The sequence below is a fragment of the Flavihumibacter rivuli genome, from assembly GCF_018595685.2.
In the GTDB taxonomy this organism is placed as follows: Bacteria; Bacteroidota; Bacteroidia; order Chitinophagales; family Chitinophagaceae; genus Flavihumibacter; species Flavihumibacter rivuli.
In genome coordinates, this window is record NZ_CP092334.1 from 859,800 (window position 1) to 879,009 (window position 19,210).

At 48.6% G+C, this 19,210-nt stretch carries 13 protein-coding genes; 8 read left to right on the forward strand and 5 right to left on the reverse strand.

All coding sequences use genetic code 11. The features are described from left to right. Positions 1–37 precede the first annotated feature (37 nt). Positions 38–2,917: an aminomethyl-transferring glycine dehydrogenase gene (gene gcvP, locus KJS94_RS03845; RefSeq protein ID WP_214449002.1), complete on the reverse strand. Its 2,880-nt coding sequence runs from the start codon at positions 2,915–2,917 to the stop codon at positions 38–40. Positions 2,918–3,395: 478 nt separating this feature from the next. Further along, complete coding sequence (locus KJS94_RS03850; RefSeq protein ID WP_214449557.1) at positions 3,396–4,718, reverse strand: IS4 family transposase; 1,323 nt, start codon at positions 4,716–4,718, stop codon at positions 3,396–3,398. 274 nt (positions 4,719–4,992) lie between these two features. Between KJS94_RS03850 and KJS94_RS03855 the strand changes: the two genes are divergently transcribed. Both KJS94_RS03855 and KJS94_RS03860 read left to right on the forward strand, forming a co-directional pair. Continuing rightward, positions 4,993–5,475, forward strand: coding sequence for a YkgJ family cysteine cluster protein (locus KJS94_RS03855; RefSeq protein ID WP_214446001.1), 483 nt, complete (start codon positions 4,993–4,995; stop codon positions 5,473–5,475). Between the two features lie 63 nt (positions 5,476–5,538). Next, positions 5,539–7,755: a monovalent cation:proton antiporter family protein gene (locus tag KJS94_RS03860; protein WP_214446002.1), complete on the forward strand. Its 2,217-nt coding sequence runs from the start codon at positions 5,539–5,541 to the stop codon at positions 7,753–7,755. 94 nt (positions 7,756–7,849) lie between these two features. Here the strand turns inward: KJS94_RS03860 and KJS94_RS03865 are convergent, their stop codons facing one another. The 3 genes from KJS94_RS03865 to folK form a co-directional block, all read right to left on the reverse strand. Then, positions 7,850–9,106, reverse strand: a complete 1,257-nt coding sequence (locus tag KJS94_RS03865) for an MFS transporter (protein ID WP_214446003.1) — start codon at positions 9,104–9,106, stop codon at positions 7,850–7,852. 11 nt (positions 9,107–9,117) lie between these two features. Then, the gene (locus tag KJS94_RS03870) at positions 9,118–9,750 is read right to left on the reverse strand and encodes a deoxynucleoside kinase (RefSeq protein ID WP_214446004.1); all 633 of its coding nucleotides are present in this window, start codon (positions 9,748–9,750) and stop codon (positions 9,118–9,120) included. A gap of 123 nt (positions 9,751–9,873) precedes the next feature. Next, positions 9,874–10,353, reverse strand: coding sequence for a 2-amino-4-hydroxy-6-hydroxymethyldihydropteridine diphosphokinase (folK, locus tag KJS94_RS03875; RefSeq protein WP_214446005.1), 480 nt, complete (start codon positions 10,351–10,353; stop codon positions 9,874–9,876). Between the two features lie 61 nt (positions 10,354–10,414). Here folK and sppA point away from each other — a divergent pair, with 61 nt between their 5' ends. The 6 genes from sppA to KJS94_RS03905 all read left to right on the forward strand — a co-directional run bounded on the left by sppA (position 10,415) and on the right by KJS94_RS03905 (position 19,180). Further along, complete coding sequence (gene sppA / locus KJS94_RS03880) at positions 10,415–12,172, forward strand: signal peptide peptidase SppA (RefSeq protein WP_214446006.1); 1,758 nt, start codon at positions 10,415–10,417, stop codon at positions 12,170–12,172. Positions 12,173–12,226: 54 nt separating this feature from the next. Beyond that, positions 12,227–13,336, forward strand: a complete 1,110-nt coding sequence (locus KJS94_RS03885) for an ABC transporter permease (protein ID WP_214446007.1) — start codon at positions 12,227–12,229, stop codon at positions 13,334–13,336. A gap of 10 nt (positions 13,337–13,346) precedes the next feature. Beyond that, on the forward strand, positions 13,347–13,838 hold the full coding sequence (locus KJS94_RS03890) for an SRPBCC family protein (RefSeq protein ID WP_214446008.1): 492 nt from the start codon (positions 13,347–13,349) through the stop codon (positions 13,836–13,838). Between the two features lie 24 nt (positions 13,839–13,862). Then, positions 13,863–14,360: a DUF2911 domain-containing protein gene (locus tag KJS94_RS03895; RefSeq protein ID WP_214446009.1), complete on the forward strand. Its 498-nt coding sequence runs from the start codon at positions 13,863–13,865 to the stop codon at positions 14,358–14,360. Positions 14,361–14,725: 365 nt separating this feature from the next. Further along, positions 14,726–17,854, forward strand: coding sequence for a SusC/RagA family TonB-linked outer membrane protein (locus KJS94_RS03900; protein WP_214446010.1), 3,129 nt, complete (start codon positions 14,726–14,728; stop codon positions 17,852–17,854). An 18-nt stretch (positions 17,855–17,872) separates the two neighbouring features. After that, a complete protein-coding gene (locus KJS94_RS03905; RefSeq protein ID WP_214446011.1) occupies positions 17,873–19,180 on the forward strand; it encodes a RagB/SusD family nutrient uptake outer membrane protein in 1,308 nt (435 codons plus the stop codon). The last annotated feature ends 30 nt before the right edge of the window (positions 19,181–19,210 follow it).

Genomic DNA, 19,210 nt, shown 5'->3' on the forward strand with positions numbered 1-19,210 from the left:
TCTTTATGGGTAAGTTTTAAATGCTAGTCAGTAATGATCAGGCATTCTCTTCAGCGTAGGCACTCACCGGCTCACAGGTACAGATCAGGTTCCTGTCGCCATGGGTATTGTTTACCCTGCTAACGCTTGGCCAGAATTTATTGAGCGCAACATATTCCAGCGGATAGGCTGCCTGTTGACGGCTATAAGGACGGTTCCAGTCGTCAGCCATCACTACCAGTTGGGTATGCGGGGCATGTTTCAAAACGTTATTGGCCTTGTCAGCAGTGCCGTTCTCAATGGCTGCGATCTCTTCCCTGATTGCCAACAGGGCATCACAGAAACGATCCAGCTCAGCCTTGTCCTCACTTTCTGTCGGCTCGATCATGATGGTACCCGGAACAGGGAAACTCATGGTAGGTGCGTGGAAACCATAATCCATCAGGCGCTTGGCAACATCTTCTGCTTCCACTCCTGCTGTTTGCTTAAATGGACGCAGGTCAACGATGAACTCATGTGCGCAAGTACCCTGGCTTCCGGTATAAAGGATAGGGAAGGATTGCTCCAGCCTTGCCTTCATGTAGTTGGCATTGAGTATAGCATATTCAGTTGCTTGCTTTAGCCCCTTGCTGCCCAGTAGCCTGCAATAGGCATAACTGATCAGGAGTATGGATGCAGAGCCATAGGGTGCTGCAGATACTGCATGGGTGCCTGTCTGGCCATCCAGTGCCCAGTGACCGGGAAGGTGATTGGCAAGGTGTGCTTTCACACAGATCGGGCCCATTCCAGGACCACCACCGCCATGTGGGATGGCAAAGGTCTTGTGCAGGTTCAGGTGGCATACATCGGCACCGATCAGGCCTGGCGAAGTCAGTCCAACCTGTGCGTTCATGTTGGCGCCATCCATGTACACCTGTCCGCCATGCTGGTGAACGATATCACAGATCTCTTTTACGCTCTCTTCGAAAATACCATAGGTGCTGGGGTAGGTGATCATGGTTCCCGCCAGGTTAGCACTGTATTGCTCGGCCTTGGCCCTGAAATCATCTACATCAATGTACCCGTTCTCCAGTGCCTTTACCACTACCACTTTCATTCCGGCCATTACTGCAGAAGCGGGGTTGGTGCCATGGGCGGAGATGGGGATCAGGCAAACATTCCTGTGTGCATCACCGTTAGCAAGGTGATAGTTGCGGATGGTCAGCAAACCGGCATATTCCCCCTGCGCGCCGCTGTTGGGTTGCATGCTGCAAGCATCGAAACCGGTTACCTCACAGAGGTACTGTGACAGTTCATTGATGACCCTGTGGTAACCTGCAGCCTGCACGGCGGGTGCGAAAGGATGGATCTTGCTCCAATGGCTCCAGCTCAATGGCATCATCTCGGTAGCCGCATTTAGTTTCATGGTACAGCTGCCCAGTGAGATCATGGAGGTATTGAGGGAGAGGTCCTTGTTTTCAAGGGACTTGATATAACGCATCATCTGGCTCTCGCTCCTGTGGCTGTTGAAAACCGGGTGTGTAAGGAACTCAGAAGTGCGGGTAAGGCTGCTGGGGATATTGTCCAAGCTGGCCTCATTATCGAAGCTAATGGCTGCAATATCAGAGCCTTTGGCAGCGGCAAACACACTTACGATATCGAGGATATCGGTTTGGGTGGTGGTTTCGTCCAGCGAAATGCCTACATGGCCATTGTCAAAATACCTGAAGTTCATTTGCTGGGCTTCGGCCAATTCCTTCAATTGTTCGCTATTGCCCGCCTTGATATAAAGTGTGTCAAAATAATTATCGTTGACAACCTCAACTCCCAGCGCGGTCAATTCATGGGCAAGGGTGCGCGTTAAAAGGGATACCCTCATGGCAATATTCTTCAAGCCTTCTGGTCCATGGAATACGGCATACATGGCGGCCATGTTGGCCAGCAGTGCCTGTGCTGTACAGATATTGGAGGTTGCTTTTTCACGCTTGATGTGCTGCTCACGGGTTTGCAATGCCATGCGCAAGGCTCGCTTTCCCTGTGCATCAATGCTGATACCGATGATCCTTCCCGGCATGGAACGCTTGAATTCGTCCTTCGCGCTGAAGAAGGCTGCATGCGGACCGCCATAACCCAGTGGAACACCAAAACGTTGTGCAGAACCGAAGGCCACATCTGCGCCTAATTCACCAGGGGAGGTGAGCAGGGTCAGGGCCAGCAGGTCCGTGGCCATGGCTACATAACCACCAATGCCATGAACTTTCTCAACAAAGGAGCGATAGTTTTCAATGCTTCCCTTTTCATTGGGATATTGCACCAGCGCACCGAAATAACTGTTATCTATAGCTGTGGTCCTGTAATCTCCAAAAACCACTTCAATGCCAATTGGGGTGGCACGGGTGATGACCAGGTCCTTGGTTTGCGGGAAAACGTCGTTATCTACAAAGAATTTGGGCTGCTTGATCTCATCTGTCCTGTTGACATGGTGGAAAAGCATGTTCATAGCCTCGGCAGCTGCAGTAGCCTCATCCAAAAGGGAGGCATTGGCAATAGGCAATCCCGTCAGGTCACTCACCATGGTTTGGTAATTCAACAAGCTTTCCAATCTTCCCTGTGAAATTTCTGCCTGGTAAGGAGTGTATTGCGTGTACCATCCCGGGTTCTCAAAGATGTTGCGGAGAATAACGCTTGGGGTGATGGTATCATAATATCCCTGGCCGATATAGGTACGGAACACTTTGTTCTGGAGCGAGATCTCCTTCAGTTCCTTCAGCAACTGGGCCTCACTGATCGCTTCGGGAACATTCAGGTCGCCTTGCTTGCGGATGGCGGCAGGAACCGTTTTGCTGATCAGTTCTTCCAGGCTGCCTACACCAACAGTGGCCAGCATTTCCTGCTCTGATCCCACTGTGCCAATGTGACGGGCAAGAAATTCATTCGATTGTGATTGGAATAAATTCATAATATGACGGGTTGACCTTTTATGGATGCGCAAAGGTAAGATAAGTGCATTAACTAACAGCTGTTTGTTGAGTGTTGTGAACAAACGGTTGACTTCTGTTTGAGGCAAGTGTTACTTGTTGGTGGTCAGTACTGTATGAACTTGAGTTGGGCTGTCCCCGCCATACAAAATGGGTATAGGAAAGGAGGTCTCCAGGGAGCTACCGTGTACCCACATCTTTTTACTTACTTAACACCTCAGTGCGGTCTGCTAAAGGGTAGACGGGATAGTGATGCTGCCCAGCCCCAGCGGGGCTGCTTCTTTGTAGCAAGGTGGTAGTGATGTAATCCAGCCCCGTAGGGTGCTGTTTATTTGTAGCGACAGCAGCTTGATTGAATACAAATAAGGAGCGCCCTACGGGGCTCGGGGAGCCTAACCGATCACCCTTGCTATGCTACAAACAAAGAGACCCTCCGGGCAATGTCATTAAGTTAAGGTTTTAGAAGGCGGGTTTGTAATTCATATAGGTTTTATGCTTGCTTTTGCTATTTCTATTTTTAATCTGTCTTGGCGAGGATCTCCCCGATCGGATTGGCAATGTATTTCTTACAAAATATCGCTGTAGCTCTAATAATATGGATTCCGGGTTTTGGACAATGAAGAGTTTTACCATTTTGGTCTTCAAGCCTCCATATGATTTGTTTCCATTAACCTTTCTGGGATATTTACCCCTGTATGGTTTTTCGTCAACTTCTTTCTGTGCCGGGGCTACTAAAATGGCATGTAGGTTCGAAGTAAATACTGTAGCATAGAAGTCCTGGGCAACCGAAAGGGGTGAAAGGCCACTAAAGGACTCCAATTGTAAGATGTTTTTCTGGTGTGAGATGTTCGTTTCAAGCTTCCATCTCAGGAAGTATAGTTCCTTAAAAATATGGCTGGGATTATCTTCCTCTTCCCAAAGGTTGGTCACTAGAACTTCAACAGTATCGGGAAGGTCTACGCGCACCAGTCGGACCTTCAATGCTGTTTGACGGGTGATAATGTAACCATGTTGACGTAATCCCTTTATTGCTGAAAATGAAGGTAGCAACTGGACTATATCACTCTTCTTGCCACTGGCAATAAATCCCTTAAAGGGTTCATAACTTTCCTTAGCCCTAATGATGAACTTCCGCTCCGTCTCTTGCCATAAATGCAATGCGAACATCTTGTAATTGCAGAAATTTCGGTCATAAATGGCCAGCATGTCCTCTTCAAGTTGTTCTATCATAGAATAGGCAACAATTTGCTCTCCGGTTCTGAAAGGAACTAAAGAGGTGCTGATTGTCAAGCAGTTGAGTACATCGTGCAGATAAACTGCCTTTGCCTGGACAAAAGAGCCATGCTGATTATGCTGACCACCAAAATGGCTGGATAGTGATGGGGTATTCACAAGGCTCATATTGGAGCCGTCAATGGCAACGACCCGATAAGTTCTCCATTTTTTCACATTTGCAGCATTATAAGCATAGAATGCGTCACATAGTAGCTTGTTCCATATTTTGAAGAACAATGGGTTAAGCTTCATTCGCTGCTGGCAGAAGGCGCTGGTGGAGCAGTCCAGGGAGGTGCCTATCTCGTTAAAGAATGACGCCAGCTCCACACTCAGTGTCTTCTTACATAACCGGGCAATTAGCAAAACCATCCGATCAAACGTAAGTTTTCTCCTCCGGGTAAAGGCAGTAGGGGTGTTGCCAAAGAACGACAGCAGATCAGAATCGCTAACAATTAACTGTAAGAATAGCTTTAGTTCTTGGATGATACGTAAATTTGCCTCAAGCATGAGAATCCTGTTTTTTTGTAGTTCGCACCTCAAAAATAACAAAGTGATTCTCTGCTTTTTTTATTAGCACACCAACCCAACTCCCCTTAACTTAATGACATTGCCCTCCGGGTCTCAGAGCACCAACCATAGTTCAGGACAATAGCTATTGTTTAATTGCTTCACCTTCCAAACGAGGAGAAAGCACCTGAAGATGTGGGTACACGGTAGCTCCGGGGAGATGCCGATTATCAGCCCTGGTGTATATTGCAGGACCTAAACCCTTTTTTGCATCATGTCAGACCTGCTTCTTAACTGGAAGAAAAAAAGTGCCGAACGGCAGAAGGCTTACAAGCAGTTTTTGCAATCAGCCAATAAGAATAAGGTCCTGAGGCTTCTGCCCGATTTGCATGAGGAGGCTTTTAGTAAGATCGACTGCCTGGAATGTGCTGCCTGTTGTAAAAACTATTCCCCGCGTTTCAAGACAACGGACATCAGAAGGATCAGCAAGTATCTCAGGATGAAGGAAAGTGTTTTCATTGAAACCTACCTGCGCCTGGATGAGGAAGGTGATTATGTAGTCCGGACCAGCCCCTGTCCCTTCCTGGGGACAGACAACCGTTGCAGCATTTATGAACAAAGGCCATCTGATTGTGAACGTTTTCCTTACACTGATGAAGATGTTATCCTGAAAAGGATTCCCCTAACCCTGAAGAACAGCAGTTTTTGCCCGGCTGTTTATTATGTTATTGAACGCCTGATGGGTCAGATTAAATAGGTTTTAATTGTCCTGAACAGTGTTGACCGGGATATTTGCGAATAAACATTACCGTTAACAAATATGGCTCATCTACCGCTTTTGATAAATGACCTGGCATTGATCCTGCTGGTGGCTGCTGTCACAACCTTTCTTTTCAGGCGGCTGAAGCTTCCACTGGTTTTAGGTTATGTAGTTGCCGGACTTTTCGTTGGGCCCAATTTCTCATTCTTTCCCACCATCGCTGATACCGAGAACATCAGGATATGGGCTGAAATAGGGGTGATCATCCTGTTGTTCAGCCTGGGGCTTGAATTCAGTTTCCGTAAACTTTTGAGGGTAGGGGGAGCAGCCGGTGTATCAGGGATTTTTGAGATCAGTGGAATGCTGGTGCTTGGATACGTGTTGGGTACTATCATGGGCTGGTCTGCCATGAACAGTATCTTCCTTGGGGGGATCATTGCCATTTCTTCCACCACTATCATTATCAGGACTTTTGAGGAACAGGGACTAAAAGAAAAAAGTTTTGCTTCGCTGGTAATGGGTATGCTGGTGATAGAGGATATCGTTGCAGTATTGTTGCTGGTTTTGCTTTCTACCATTGCTGTGAGCCAGCAGTTCTCAGGAGCCGAGTTGTTGCTGGCAGTCGTGAAACTGGTTTTCTTTCTCTGCTTATGGTTCCTTGGTGGCATCTTCATCATTCCTGGTGCTTTTCGCTGGGCTGCCAAATGGATCAACGAGGAGACCCTGCTCATTATAGCACTGGCGCTTTGTTTGGGAACAGTGCTGTTGGCTACGACCATTGGTTTTTCAGCGGCCCTGGGTGCCTTTATCATGGGCTCTGTACTGGCTGAAACCACGCAAGCGGAACAGATCGAACACCAGATGGTTCCGGTAAAGAATCTCTTTGGTGCCATTTTCTTTGTATCTGTAGGGATGCTGATCGATCCCCATCTGTTGTGGGAATATAAGATTCCCGTGCTGGTGATCACCCTTGCGGTGGTATTGGGTAAGACCATCCATGTCAGTCTGGGTGCCCTTATCGCAGGACAGCCATTAAAACAATCCATCCAAGCCGGGATGAGTATGTCGCAGATCGGTGAATTCTCTTTCATCATTGCCACATTGGGTGTTTCCCTTAAGGTGACCGATGAATTCCTTTATCCCATTGCTGTTGGGGTTTCGGTGATCACCACCTTTACTACTCCCTTTATGATCAGGGCAGCTGAACCGGTATATAAGTCGATCGAAAAAACCCTTCCCCAAAAGTGGGTTAACCGCCTGAACCGCTACAGTAGCGGCGCCCAGCATATCCCTTCGGAATCGGATGCCCGCAAGGTATTCCGGTATTATGCCATGGTGATCGGCTTGAATTCCATTGTGATCCTGGCCCTGATGTTTTTAGGGGTGAGGTGGCTTGATCCGATCCTTCGGCAGTATATCGATAATGCCAACCTTGCCCATGTCATTACCATAGTGGTTTCCCTGACAGTGGCCTCACCGTTCATTTGGGCATTGACCGTAAAGAAGCCGCATAGCGGGGCCTATATGACGGTATGGATGAATAACCAGTTGAACCACGGGCCCCTGGTAGTTTTGGAGGTAACCAGGAACCTGCTTGCCGTTTTCTACCTCTATTTGCTGATGAGCCAGCTCTTCGATTATTTTATATCGATGATCCTTACCCTGGCGGTGCTGGTGATCGTACTGGTGATCTTCTCCAGGAAACTCCAGGCTTTCTATACCCGGATGGAGAAAAGATTCATCCGGAACCTCAACAACCGTGAAATTGCAAGGAATACCGGTGCCAATAGTACCCTCTCGCCCTGGGACGCGCACCTGGCTTATTTCACCATAAAACCGGAAGCGGTCTGTGTGGGCAAGACCCTAATGGAGCTTGGCTGGAGGGAAAGGTTCGGGGTGAATATTGCCAGCATCGACAGGGGGGCATTGAAAATAGCGGCACCCAAGCGGGATGAACATGTATTCCCCAATGACGTACTGGCGGTGATCGGCACTGACCAGCAGTTGGAATTGTTCCGTAAGGAGATAGGCCAGACCCTAACCATACCCGGCCACGATGATGAGGAGATCAGCCTGATGCAGGTAAAGGTGGATGAGCATAACCGGTTGAAAGGCTTGTCCATTTTGGATTCAGGTATCCGGGAAAGGACCAATGGCTTGGTAGTGGGTATAGAAAGGGATGGCCGTCGTATCCTGAATCCGGAATCCAATACTGTTTTTGAATGGGGCGATATCGTATGGGTCGTGGGTAAAAGAAAGGAAATACTTAAGCTCTAGGTTCCCAGATACCAGGATTCGGACCTGGATATATTATAAGAATGAAGTTGGAGGTTCCCGCAAAGAAGCCTGTTGTCCCAAATGGTAATGGTGGTCAATATTCCATTTCCCTTAATGTTCTGGCCTTGTACCAGGTTACAATAACGACTACCAGGGTCATGCAGCCGCCAAATACAACTGAGGGTATAGTACCCATCAGCCTGGCCGCCACACCACTTTCGAATTGCCCGATTTCGTTGCTACTGTTGATGAACATACTGTTCACACTGAGTACCCTTCCCCTCATATCGTCAGGGGTTTTCAATTGCAGGATCGTTCCCCTGACCACTACACTGATCCCATCCAGGACCCCGCTAAACAAAAGGGCAATAAAGGAAAGCCAGAATGCCCTGGAAAGGGCAAAGATGATAATACAGATCCCGAAGCCACCGACAGCATAAAAGAGTTTCCTTCCCTGGGCTTTTTTCATAGGGAAGAATGTTAGCGTTACAATGATCAGGATCGCCCCTATATCAGCCGCTGCATTCAGCCATCCAAAACCAATTGGACCCACCTTCAGGATGTCCTTGGCAAAAACCGGTACCATGGCCACTGCCCCCCCAAATAAAACAGCGAAAAGGTCGAGTGTAAGCGCCCCCAGGATCTCTTTTGTCTGGAATACGAATCGGATACCCTCTTGTACGGACTCCCAGGTCTTTTTATCACCAGCCCTGGCAACTGGTGGTTTGGGCAGTAGTGAATAGATAAAAAACAATCCGGCAGCGATAAGGCTGCAGATGACGATAAGTGTGCCGGTAGTATGGATCGCGGCGATCAGGAAGCCAGCAGTAGCGTGTCCGGTAACCGATGCCGTTAGCCAGGTTCCCTGGCTCCAGGTGGTAGCATTGGCGAGTAGCTGTCGGGGAACGATCTGGGCAAGGATAGCCGAGAAGGAGGGGCCGGTAAATGAACGGATGATACCTGTAAAAAAGATCGCGATGTAAATGCCGCTAACCACCCATACCTTGGTGGTGCCTTTGCTAAAGGCCCAGGAAAGGAAAAGCAGGATGGCCGCACAGCATAGGTAGAAGGAAACGCCCCTGATCAGCAGTTTGCGCTTGTCAGAAAGGTCAATTACGTGACCGGAATAAAGTGCCAGGGAGATAGCCGGTACGGCTTCTGCCAATCCTACCAGGCCCATGGCCAAGGGGTCATTCGTGAGCTCGTATAACCACCATCCCACCAGGGTGGCCATCATGCGGAGGGCCATGATGAAAAGGAACCTCCCGATCATCAGGTTGCGGAATTCAGGAAGCCTGATGCTGGCCATTGGGTCATGCTGTGCCTGCGCTATAGGGGAGGTTTCATTCATAACGTTGATGCTTAGGGTAAGGCAATGAAATGCTGGCCGTCATCATAGTCTTTGTCAAGGGCATTGATGATGGCCTGCACATGCTTTTCGTTGCCCAGGAAATCGGCATTGCTGGCATCAACAAAAAGGGTCTTGATGTTATGTTGCTTGATATAGTGGGTATAGGTTTCCTGGATACTGAACAGGTATTCGTCTGGTATCGCCTGCTCGTAGGGTCGGTTGCGCTTCCTGATGTTCAACTGCAGCTTTTGAACAGGGGCATGCAGGTAGATCAGGATCTCCGGCTGGATAAGTTGCTGGTGGATGATCTCAAAAAGCCGTTGGTATAACCTGAATTCTTCTTCCGGAAGGTTAACCTTGGCAAAGAGCAGGCATTTGGTAAACAGGTAATCCGAGATCGTTACATTATGGAAGAGGTCCTTCGTGTGGATCAATTCCTTCAGCTGTTTATACCTTTCCGCCATGAAGAATAGTTCCAGCGGGAAGGCGAATTGGGAAGGGTTCTCGTAAAACTTTTGGAGGAAAGGGTTATCAGCAAACTCCTCCAGTACCAATCTTGCATTATAATGCTTGGCCAGGATATGTGCCAGCGTGGTCTTGCCTGCACCAATATTTCCTTCGATCGTAATAAAATGGTAATTCATCCGGGTTTAGGCTCTGTTTTGGAGGTTGGGGGCAATGGGGTAATCAGATGGTGTTGCCATCCCCAGTATTCCCTTATAACTTGCTGAAAGTTGCAAAGAAAAAGGATTGGCGGAAATCGTTCATTAGATTTTATTCACAGCCAGTTGATCCGGGCAGGCATCCAGTAATTCGTTTATTGATTTGTGTAGCACGGGATGCTCGAGATCGCCCGCCAATTCCGCCAATGGGATGAGGGCAAACCTCCTGTTGGGTAATTCTGGATGGGGGATCCTGGTATGGCTAGTGTTGTGCACTTCATTGCCGAAGAGCAGGATGTCGATATCAATGGTCCTTGGCCCGAACTTGATGGACCTTTTCCTGCCCATCTTTTCCTCTATCAGGAGGAGGCGGTCCATCAGGTGATGGGCATTGTAAGGGGTAGCTATTTCCAGCACCTGGTTAAGAAAGGCGTTTTGGTCCGTCATACCCCATGCTGCAGTTTCATAGATGGAAGAAGTTTTCCTTACCTCTCCTGCCAGTTCATTGATCAGGGTCCGGGCTTGTTGAAGGTATTCCTCCCTGTTCCCGATATTGCCGCCTATCAGGAGGTAAGCAGTATCCATAGTTTTATTACTTTACAGGCGCAAATATCCGTGATTTTGCTTTTTTCAACCCTGCACATTTATGGCACAATTCTTTAAATATTTCTTCGCCTCCCTTTTGGCGATTGTTGTTTTCTGCTTACTGGCCTTTTTCATATTATTAGGTTTGGCCGGTTCGCTGGCATCCCGTGAGGAGGTGGTGATCAGTCCTTCATCCGTATTATACCTTGACCTTTCGCAATCTTTTTCGGAACAGGCCAAAGAGGATATGCTGGGGCCATTGGGCGGTTCGGCTGAGTTTGAATCACCCGGTATATATGACCTGGTAAGGATGATCCGGTTTGCTGCCTCTGATAACAATATTGATGGCATTTACCTGAAATGCGGGGGTAATGCCAATGGTTATGGAACCAGTGAAGAATTGCGGAATGCGCTACTGGAATTCAAGCGTTCAAAGAAATTCATCATTGCCTATGGGGAAGTGATCCCCCAACTGGCTTATCATGTGGCCAGTGTTGCCGATAAAGTATATGTGCATCCCAAAGGAGGGATAGAATGGAAGGGCCTGGGCATGGAGTACGTATTCTTTAAAAAAGCCCTGGACAGGTTGGAGATCCAGCCCCAGATCTTTTATGCCGGTAAGTTCAAAAGTGCCACAGAGCCGTTCAGGGAGGAAAAGATGACCGATGCCAATAAACTGCAGTCCATGGAACTGCTGGAAGACCTGTACACTCACCTGCTGGCTGCGGTGGGTTCAGCGCGCAAGATTGATACGGCGCAGTTGCGGACTTACGCCAATACTTATGCGTTGAGGACAGCCAATGATGCTGTGAGGTTGCAGATGGCGGATGCAGTCAAATATGAGGATGAAGTGAAAGAAGAGATCAGGCGTAAAACCGGCGCCACTTCCATAGAAAAGATCGGCTTTGTATCCATGTCAAAGTATTCCCAGGGGGTCAACTTCAAGGGTGGCTCTGGAACTGACAGGATAGCCCTGATCTACGCAGAGGGAAATATTGTGGATGGCAGCGGTGATGAGAACAATATTGGCGGAGACCGTTTCCGGAAGTATATCCGTAAGGCAAGGCTGGATAGCAAGGTAAAAGCGATAGTGGTGCGCATCAATTCCGGTGGAGGCAGTGCCATGGCCAGCGAGAACATGTGGCGGGAAATCGCCCTGGCTAAAAAAGACAAGCCGGTGGTGGTGAGTTATGGTGATGTGGCGGCATCCGGTGGTTATTATATGGCCTGTAATGCGGATAGCATATTTGCGCTACCTACTACCATTACCGGTTCCATAGGCGTATTCAGTATCATTCCCAATATGAAGGGGTTCTTCTCCGATAAGGTGGGTGTTACTTTTGACGGGGTGAAGACCGGGCCTTATGCCAACCATCCATCCATCACCGAGCCATTGTCTGATGCAGAAAAGGCCTTTTACCAGGCGGATGTTGACAGTATCTACCAAACTTTTCTTGGAAGGGTGGCAGAAGGCAGGAAAATGAAAGTAGCCATGGTGGATAGTGTGGGCCAGGGCAGGATCTGGGCTGGTAATAAAGCTATCCGTATTGGCCTGGTGGACAGGCTGGGCGGGATGGATGATGCTGTAAATGCTGCCGCTAAGCTGGCCGGCTTAAAAGCTTTCCGGATCCGCGAATACCCGGAGCCGGTGGGCCTGCTGGAAAGACTATCAGGGTCCTATAAACGAAATGTACACGAGTCTGTATTGCAACGCGAACTGGGGGAGGGGAGCTACAGGCTTTACCAGGAATGGTTGCAGTTGAAAGGTTCCATCGGAAATGCCCAGGCCAGGATGCCTTTCAGGATCGTCATTCATTAAGATCATGGGTTTGGTAGAGCGCTGCCATGCCTTTAGCTTTGCCACCAACAAATTATGAGTAACAAGCAGTACAGTCAGTGGAAGGCCATGATGGCCATTACCAGGGCCAGCCTGAAGGCAGTATTGAGAAGCCCGTCCGCTGTGATCTTCAGCATATTTTTTCCACTGGTATTTATCCTGGTCTTTGGGTTTATCGGGAGCGGTTCAGGACCAAGCTATAAACTGGTTTTGGCTACCGGTTCAGATACCCTTAATCCCATCCTCGATAGTCTCAAAGGTTTCAATAATATCCGGTTTATCGATGGCAAGGACAGTGCAACGGTTGAACAGGACCTTACTAAAGGAAGGGTCACTGGTGTGCTGGATATCCGGAAAGGGGATACCACGGCAGGTGAGCCACCTTATATTGTCCATTTCAGGAGTACAACCGCCAGTGCAGATAAATTCTCTACCTTCCTTCCGCTGGTGGAGAATGTGATCACGAAGATCGACAGGGAAAGATTCAGCGGTAGGAATAGTGTGGCAAGGATAGTTCCACAGATCAGCCAGGTCAGGAAATACCGCACCATCGATTTTATCCTGCCTGGGCAGCTGGGCTTTTCCCTGCTCAGTGCAGGGGTATTTGGTGTAGCCTTCCTATTCTTCAACCTCCGCCAGCAACTGGTCATCAAGAGATTCTTTGCCACTCCCGTTAGTAAGGCTGCCATAGTGCTGGGAGAGGGCCTGAGCAGGGTGATCTTCCAGTTACTGACCGCTGTGATCATCATTGGGATTGGGCATTTCGCTTTTGAGTTCACCCTGGTGCATGGCTGGCTCACCTTTCTTGAGATCATGGTACTCAGTTTTGTCGCCTTGCTGGTATTCATGGGTTTCGGCTTCATTGTAAGTGGGTTGGCGAAGAATGAAAGCAGTATCCCGCCTTTTGCCAATATTATTACGCTGCCGCAGTTCCTGTTGGCCGGTACCTTCTTTTCAATAGACAGTTTCCCTGCCTGGCTGCAGCCAATATGTAAAGTGCTTCCATTGACCTATTTCAATGATGCGATGCGAAAGATCGCATTTGAAGGGGCCCACTTGGGCGATTGCTGGCCACAGTTGCTGGTGCTCGTGGTTTGGGGGGGCATTGTGTATGCAGTAGCCATAAAAGTGTTCAGGTGGGAATAAAAATAAACCTATGCGATTATTGAAATTGGCACTGATCAGTGCAATTGGGTTATTTCTTTTACTGACAGCCATTTCGCTCCTGATACCCTCTTCGGTGAGGATTAGTAGGGCGATCGATATCAATGCGCCCAGGGCTGCGGTATTGCCATTTGTGCAAGAGGGCATGAACTGGGGCAAGTGGAATGAATACCTTGTGCAGGAAAAGGGCCAATGGCAAAATAAAAGGCAATGGCAGGGATCACGCTATGCCATAAGCCTGAAAACCAAATCGGATTCCATGGTCCAGTCTGTCTGGACCCCAATGAAAGGAAAGGAATTTGAATCAGTTTACAGTATCATGGAACCGAGGCCAGGTATTATTACTGTTCAATGGTATTTTAATTTTCACCTCGGCTGGTATCCTTGGGAAAAGTTTGGCAGTATCATTTATGACCGTCAGGTGGGGCCGGTCATGGAACAAAGCCTTACACATTTAAAGCAGCTTGTGGAATCAAATCAGTAATTTCAGTATTCAAAAACCAGTTATATGAAATCTGTATTATTTGCTTTGCTTGCGTTTGTTTTTATAGCTCCTGCCTGTGCCCAGCAACAGCGGAAGAGCCCACATGAAACAGTTAGTGACGGCGGCATCAGTGTCACCTATGGCCGTCCTTACAAGAAGGGCAGGGATATTTTTGGTTCTTTGGAGCCTTACGGAAAGGTATGGAGGGCAGGTGCAGATGAGGCTACCGAGATCACCTTCGCCAAGGATGCTATGCTGGCTGGTAAGCATATTAAGGCTGGAACCTATACGCTTTTTGTGATTCCGGAAGCAAAGGAATGGACCATCATCCTGAATAGCGAGTTAAAGCAATGGGGAGCTTATGAATATGATAAGATCAAGGGGAAGAATGTGGCACAGGTAAAAGTGCCCGTGATTAACCTGGACCAGGTAGTAGAACAGTTCACCATCCGTTTTGCAGGGGGCAATATGATCATGGAATGGGATAAGACCCAGGTGAAATTGCCGGTGATGTTGCATTGATAGCTTCCGTCCGTAAAATTTTATGCTAAAAGCTGCTTGAACAAAGCAGCTTTTTTCGTGTTTATCTTGCCTGAGTTTGCGGATAATCCAAATTTTTTTTGCAGTTTTATGCGGTTTTGCATGGATTTCCCTTAATTTCAATGCCGAATCGATTGCTATGCTTTGCCCAAACCAGGACAGTCTGCTTATGGTTGGCCATTTTGGATACCCGTTGGAGGTGTATGAACACCAGATGGAATGGCCCATTCCGCACTATGCCCCTTTGCCGCAAAGCAGTCATTTCGTTCAGTATTCCCAACGAATTCCCGCTGCCCTTTGTGATCCCAATTTGTATTATTCTCCATTGATAAATCAAAACACGCTGTATGAAAAATGGACCTCTTAAAAGAGTGATCATGTCAAGGCGGCTATTACTGCTGGCTGTGATGTGTTTGCTGGGCCTTGCCTCAATGGCACAGGTTCGAATTACGGGTAAGGTGACTGATGCAAAAGGCAACGGTGTTGCCGGTGTTACCGTACTCATCCGGAATACCACTATTGGTTCCGCAACAGATCAGAATGGCGACTATGGTATTACGGCCGATCTGAAGCCAGGTACTTACCAGGTCGATTTTTCGGGTATTGGTTTCAAGGGGCGTTCTGTATCAGTACAGGTTGCCGGTGCAGGTGATTATAAAGCGAACGCCCAGCTGGATGCAGATGCCCTTGGCCTGGAAGAAGTGGTGGTGACAGGTACTTCAGCCGGTACTACCAAAAAGCAATTGGGTAGCTATATCAGCACTGTTAAGGCCGATGACCTGAACAAAGGCGCCACCGCTAACGTTCTATCGGCCTTGCAGGGTAAAACAGCCGGAGCCCAGATCATCCAGAACTCAGGTGATCCTGCCGGTGGTATTTCCGTACGCCTCCGTGGTATCAGTTCCATCAACAGTTCTTCTGAACCGCTTTATATCGTTGACGGTATCATCGTGAACAACGCAACTACCAGGGTAACGAATACACAGGGTAACTATGATGGCCAGAACTTTGTTGGTTCCATTGGTACCAACCGTATGGCTGATATCAACCCTGCCGACATTGAAAGGATCGAGGTGTTGAATGGTGCGGCAGCTGCTGCCATTTATGGTTCCCGCGCCAATGCCGGTGTGGTTCAGATCTTCACCAAGCGGGGTAGTACTGGTGCTCCTGTAGTGAGCTTCTCCACTAATGTCATGGTAAACCAAATCCGTCATAAGGTTCCTGTAAGTAATGCCCCCACTAAATTCGGTGGCTCACCTGATGTATTTACCCAGGACATCATTACCGCAACAGGTACTCCTCCGGCACTGCCCACCAATACTACAGCGGTACAGCGTTATGACTATAACGACTATATCTTCCGCACTGGAATAGGTACCGATAACAACGTTTCGGTTACTGGTGGCCGTGATAAGACCAAATATTATGTTTCAGGTTCCTATTTCTACAACCAGGGTATCATCAAGAATACCGATTTCCAGCGTTTCAGCTTCCGTTCCAACCTAGACCAGGCGATCGGTGATAAGCTGAATGTGGCCCTTAACCTGAATTATATCAACAGCACCGGAAATGAAAAGCCGGATGGTAACTCATTCTACTCACCTATGAACTCCATCAATATCATTGGTAACTTCCATGATATCTGGACCCGCGACGCCCTTGGTAACATCAAGGCTGTTGGTGAAAGGGGCAGGGTGAACCCTGTTTCTGTAATTGAGGACATCAAGCAAAAGCAAGAGACCAATCGTATACTGGCCGGCGCTTCACTGAAGTACAAGCCTACCAAGAAGCTGAGCTTCGATTATACCATGGGTATCGACAACTATACACAGAATGGTAAGACCTATATCCCGCCATTTGCGTATAACGTGAATACCGCGTTCTTTGGAGGTGGTGCAAGCCTTGATCCTTCCCTGAATGGTTACGCCAGTTCTGCCAGTTTCACGTTCTTCCAGATCAACCATGAACTCAATGGTACTTTTAATACGGATATCACCGACAACCTGAGTTCCACTACCCAGGTGGGCTACTCCCTGCAGTATGAGAAGAGCAGCTATGTAATGGCCCAGGGCCGTGGTTTGCCTCCCTTCGTTCAAACGGTTCCAGGTGCTGCTACCCAGCTTCCCGGAGCGGATGCAAGGGGTGAACTGTCTGTTTCCGGTGGTTATATCCAGCAGAATTTCAAATACAAGAACCACCTCTTCCTTACCGGTGCGGTTAGGATGGACGGATCTTCCGTGTTTGGACCAGACCAGCGCAACCAGGTTTACCTGAAAGGTAGTGCCAGCTATGTGATCTCCTCAACTGACTATTGGGAGAAGCTGGGTGTGAGTGATTGGTGGGACCTGTTGAAGTTCAGGGTGGCCTATGGTGAGTCAGGAAACCTTACAGGTATTGGACCCTATGATCGATTCAATGGTTATACCGGTGTTGGTTACCTTGGCCGTTCTTCCTTTTTCTCATCTTCCACGCTGGCCAATGAGAACATGAGGCCGGAACGCCAGACCGAATTGGAATTTGGTATGGACCTCGCCTTCTTCAAGAACAGGCTGGGTTTGCAGGTGAACGTATACAACAAGAAGGTAAACGACCTGCTGATCAACAGGGTGATTGCCCCCACCACTGGTTTCTCCAGCCGCCTGGACAATTTCGGATCCCTGGAGAACAAGGGTTTTGAAGTGGTTGTGAATGCCGGCCTGGTGCGCAAGCAGGATTTCAGCTGGGATGTAACCGCTATCTATAACCATAACCGCAACAAGGCTGTAAACATTGGCCAGGCATTAACGCTGTTGAGCACCAATAGTGGTGCGCCAGTAGCTATCCTGGAGGGGCAGCCCATCGGTGTGTTCTATGGAACATTCTTTGCGGTGAATGAAAATGGCGAACAGGTGAAGAATCCTGCAGGTATTCCCCAAACTGAAAGGGGTGTGCAGAATTCCCCGCTTTCCTATACCCCGCAGCGTGGTACCAACGGATTGCCAACCGGTGCTGTACTGAGAAGGATTATCGGTGACCCCAATCCCGATTGGACCGGTTCACTGGTGAACGAGTTTTCTTACAAGAAGCTTGGATTGCGTGTACAGGTTGATGCCGTACAGGGAGTTGATGTATTCAATGCCGACTGGAGGACTCGACAGGGTGTAGGTAATGGTAAGGTCGCTGAACAGGAGCATAATGGTGAGATTCCCCGTGGATATATCCAGGGTGTATACCCCATCGAAGAATGGAGAATTGACGATGGATCTTTCGTAAAGCTTCGTGAAGTGGCTTTCTCCTACAGGGTTGGTCGCGTTGGAAAAGTGTTCAGCAACCTGAACCTGACCCTGAGTGGCCGTAACCTGGTCTCCTGGGATAACTATAAGGGTTATGATCCTGAAGTTAATGCCGGTGGACAGAGCACCATCCTTAGGGGTATTGATTTCGGCGCCGTACCTATTCCAAGAACCTACAGCTTTGGTGTACAGGCTAAATTCTAACCGCAAAAAACTGAATGTATGAAAAGCAATATCATAAAATATACTACCATACTTACCCTGGCAGTTGTGGCAATGGCCACAACTTCCTGTAAGAAGGATTTCACTGACCCTTCCCGGCCTTCCGAAGAACAGGTGTTCAGCAGTCCCGCCGGCCTGACCGGTGTTTGTGTCGGATTGCAGAGGACCTATTCCCTCAGCAGGGCAAGTTCATTGTACAACCTTGTTACCACCACAGGTTTGGTGACCAGGGAATTGAGGCTGTTGAATGCGGGTAACCTCCCTGAAGACCAATTGAACAGGGGTGGTACCGCAGTAGATGGAACCAATACCATGCTGGCAGGTCTCTGGACGACCAGCAATAAGATCATCTACGATGCTGATAAAGTGATCGAGAACGCAAACAATCTGAGTGATAAAGGATATGCAGCCGGATTGATCGGCTATGCATCCATCTTCAAGGCACTTTCCATCGGGGCAATGTCAATGTACTGGACCGATGTTCCGGAAGGAAATGGCGTTAATGTAGGATTTGTTACAAGGGCACAGGGTTTTGACCTGGCCATTGCAACCATCGATAACGCACTTGCCGCTATAGCCGCTAATACACCTCCTGCCAACTTCAATAGCAGTATCCCGGCCGGACTTGATATCGTAAATACCCTGCAGGCCTTAAAGGCACGTTTTTCCCTGTTCAATGGGAAGTATGACCAGGCATTGGCTGCTGCTAACCTGGTTGACCTGACCAAGCGGTCAACCATGAATTTTGAGGCAGCAAACCCCAATCCGATCTTCGATGTACACACGTCCAACTTCAACGTTTGCCAGCCCCTGGATTCAACCATGGGTTTGCCTGTTGGACTGGCTCCTGACCTGGCCGACAAGCGGGTGCCATTTTATATGATCTTGAGTGGTTCAAGCGCAGCCCGTTTCAAGATCAATGGATTCGCCCAATTGGCCAATTCAGCCTATCCCATTTACCTGCCGGGTGAAATGACCCTCATCAAGGCGGAAGCACTTGCCCGTAAAACAAGCCCGGACCTGGATGGTGCATTAGTTGAATTGAACAAGGTGGTGACCAAGAAGGCCAGTGGTGACCCGTTTGGGGTGGGGGCTGACCTTCCGGCAATTGCGGGACCATTGACCGCTGACCAATTGTTGCAGGAGATCTACCGCAACCGTTGCGTTGAATTGTATATGAGTGGATTGAAGCTCGAGGATATGCGTCGCTTTGGTCGCCCCAATACGGAGCGCAGCCGCAACTTCATGCCTTATCCATTCAGGGAAAGGGATAACAATCCCAATACCCCTGCGGACCCCGCATTCTAATGGATCAGTTTTGGTGTTATATAAAAGAAG

Coding starts and splice junctions, on each gene's coding strand:
- KJS94_RS03870 (WP_214446004.1), bottom strand. CDS start 9,750: ATGAATTACCATTTTATTACGATCGAAGGAAATATTGGTGCAGGCAAG.
- gcvP (WP_214449002.1), bottom strand. CDS start 2,917: ATGAATTTATTCCAATCACAATCGAATGAATTTCTTGCCCGTCACATT.
- KJS94_RS03900 (WP_214446010.1), top strand. CDS start 14,726: ATGAAAAATGGACCTCTTAAAAGAGTGATCATGTCAAGGCGGCTATTA.
- KJS94_RS03895 (WP_214446009.1), top strand. CDS start 13,863: ATGAAATCTGTATTATTTGCTTTGCTTGCGTTTGTTTTTATAGCTCCT.
- sppA (WP_214446006.1), top strand. CDS start 10,415: ATGGCACAATTCTTTAAATATTTCTTCGCCTCCCTTTTGGCGATTGTT.
- KJS94_RS03890 (WP_214446008.1), top strand. CDS start 13,347: ATGCGATTATTGAAATTGGCACTGATCAGTGCAATTGGGTTATTTCTT.
- KJS94_RS03865 (WP_214446003.1), bottom strand. CDS start 9,106: ATGAATGAAACCTCCCCTATAGCGCAGGCACAGCATGACCCAATGGCC.
- KJS94_RS03860 (WP_214446002.1), top strand. CDS start 5,539: ATGGCTCATCTACCGCTTTTGATAAATGACCTGGCATTGATCCTGCTG.
- KJS94_RS03905 (WP_214446011.1), top strand. CDS start 17,873: ATGAAAAGCAATATCATAAAATATACTACCATACTTACCCTGGCAGTT.
- KJS94_RS03885 (WP_214446007.1), top strand. CDS start 12,227: ATGAGTAACAAGCAGTACAGTCAGTGGAAGGCCATGATGGCCATTACC.
- KJS94_RS03855 (WP_214446001.1), top strand. CDS start 4,993: ATGTCAGACCTGCTTCTTAACTGGAAGAAAAAAAGTGCCGAACGGCAG.
- KJS94_RS03850 (WP_214449557.1), bottom strand. CDS start 4,718: ATGCTTGAGGCAAATTTACGTATCATCCAAGAACTAAAGCTATTCTTA.
- folK (WP_214446005.1), bottom strand. CDS start 10,353: ATGGATACTGCTTACCTCCTGATAGGCGGCAATATCGGGAACAGGGAG.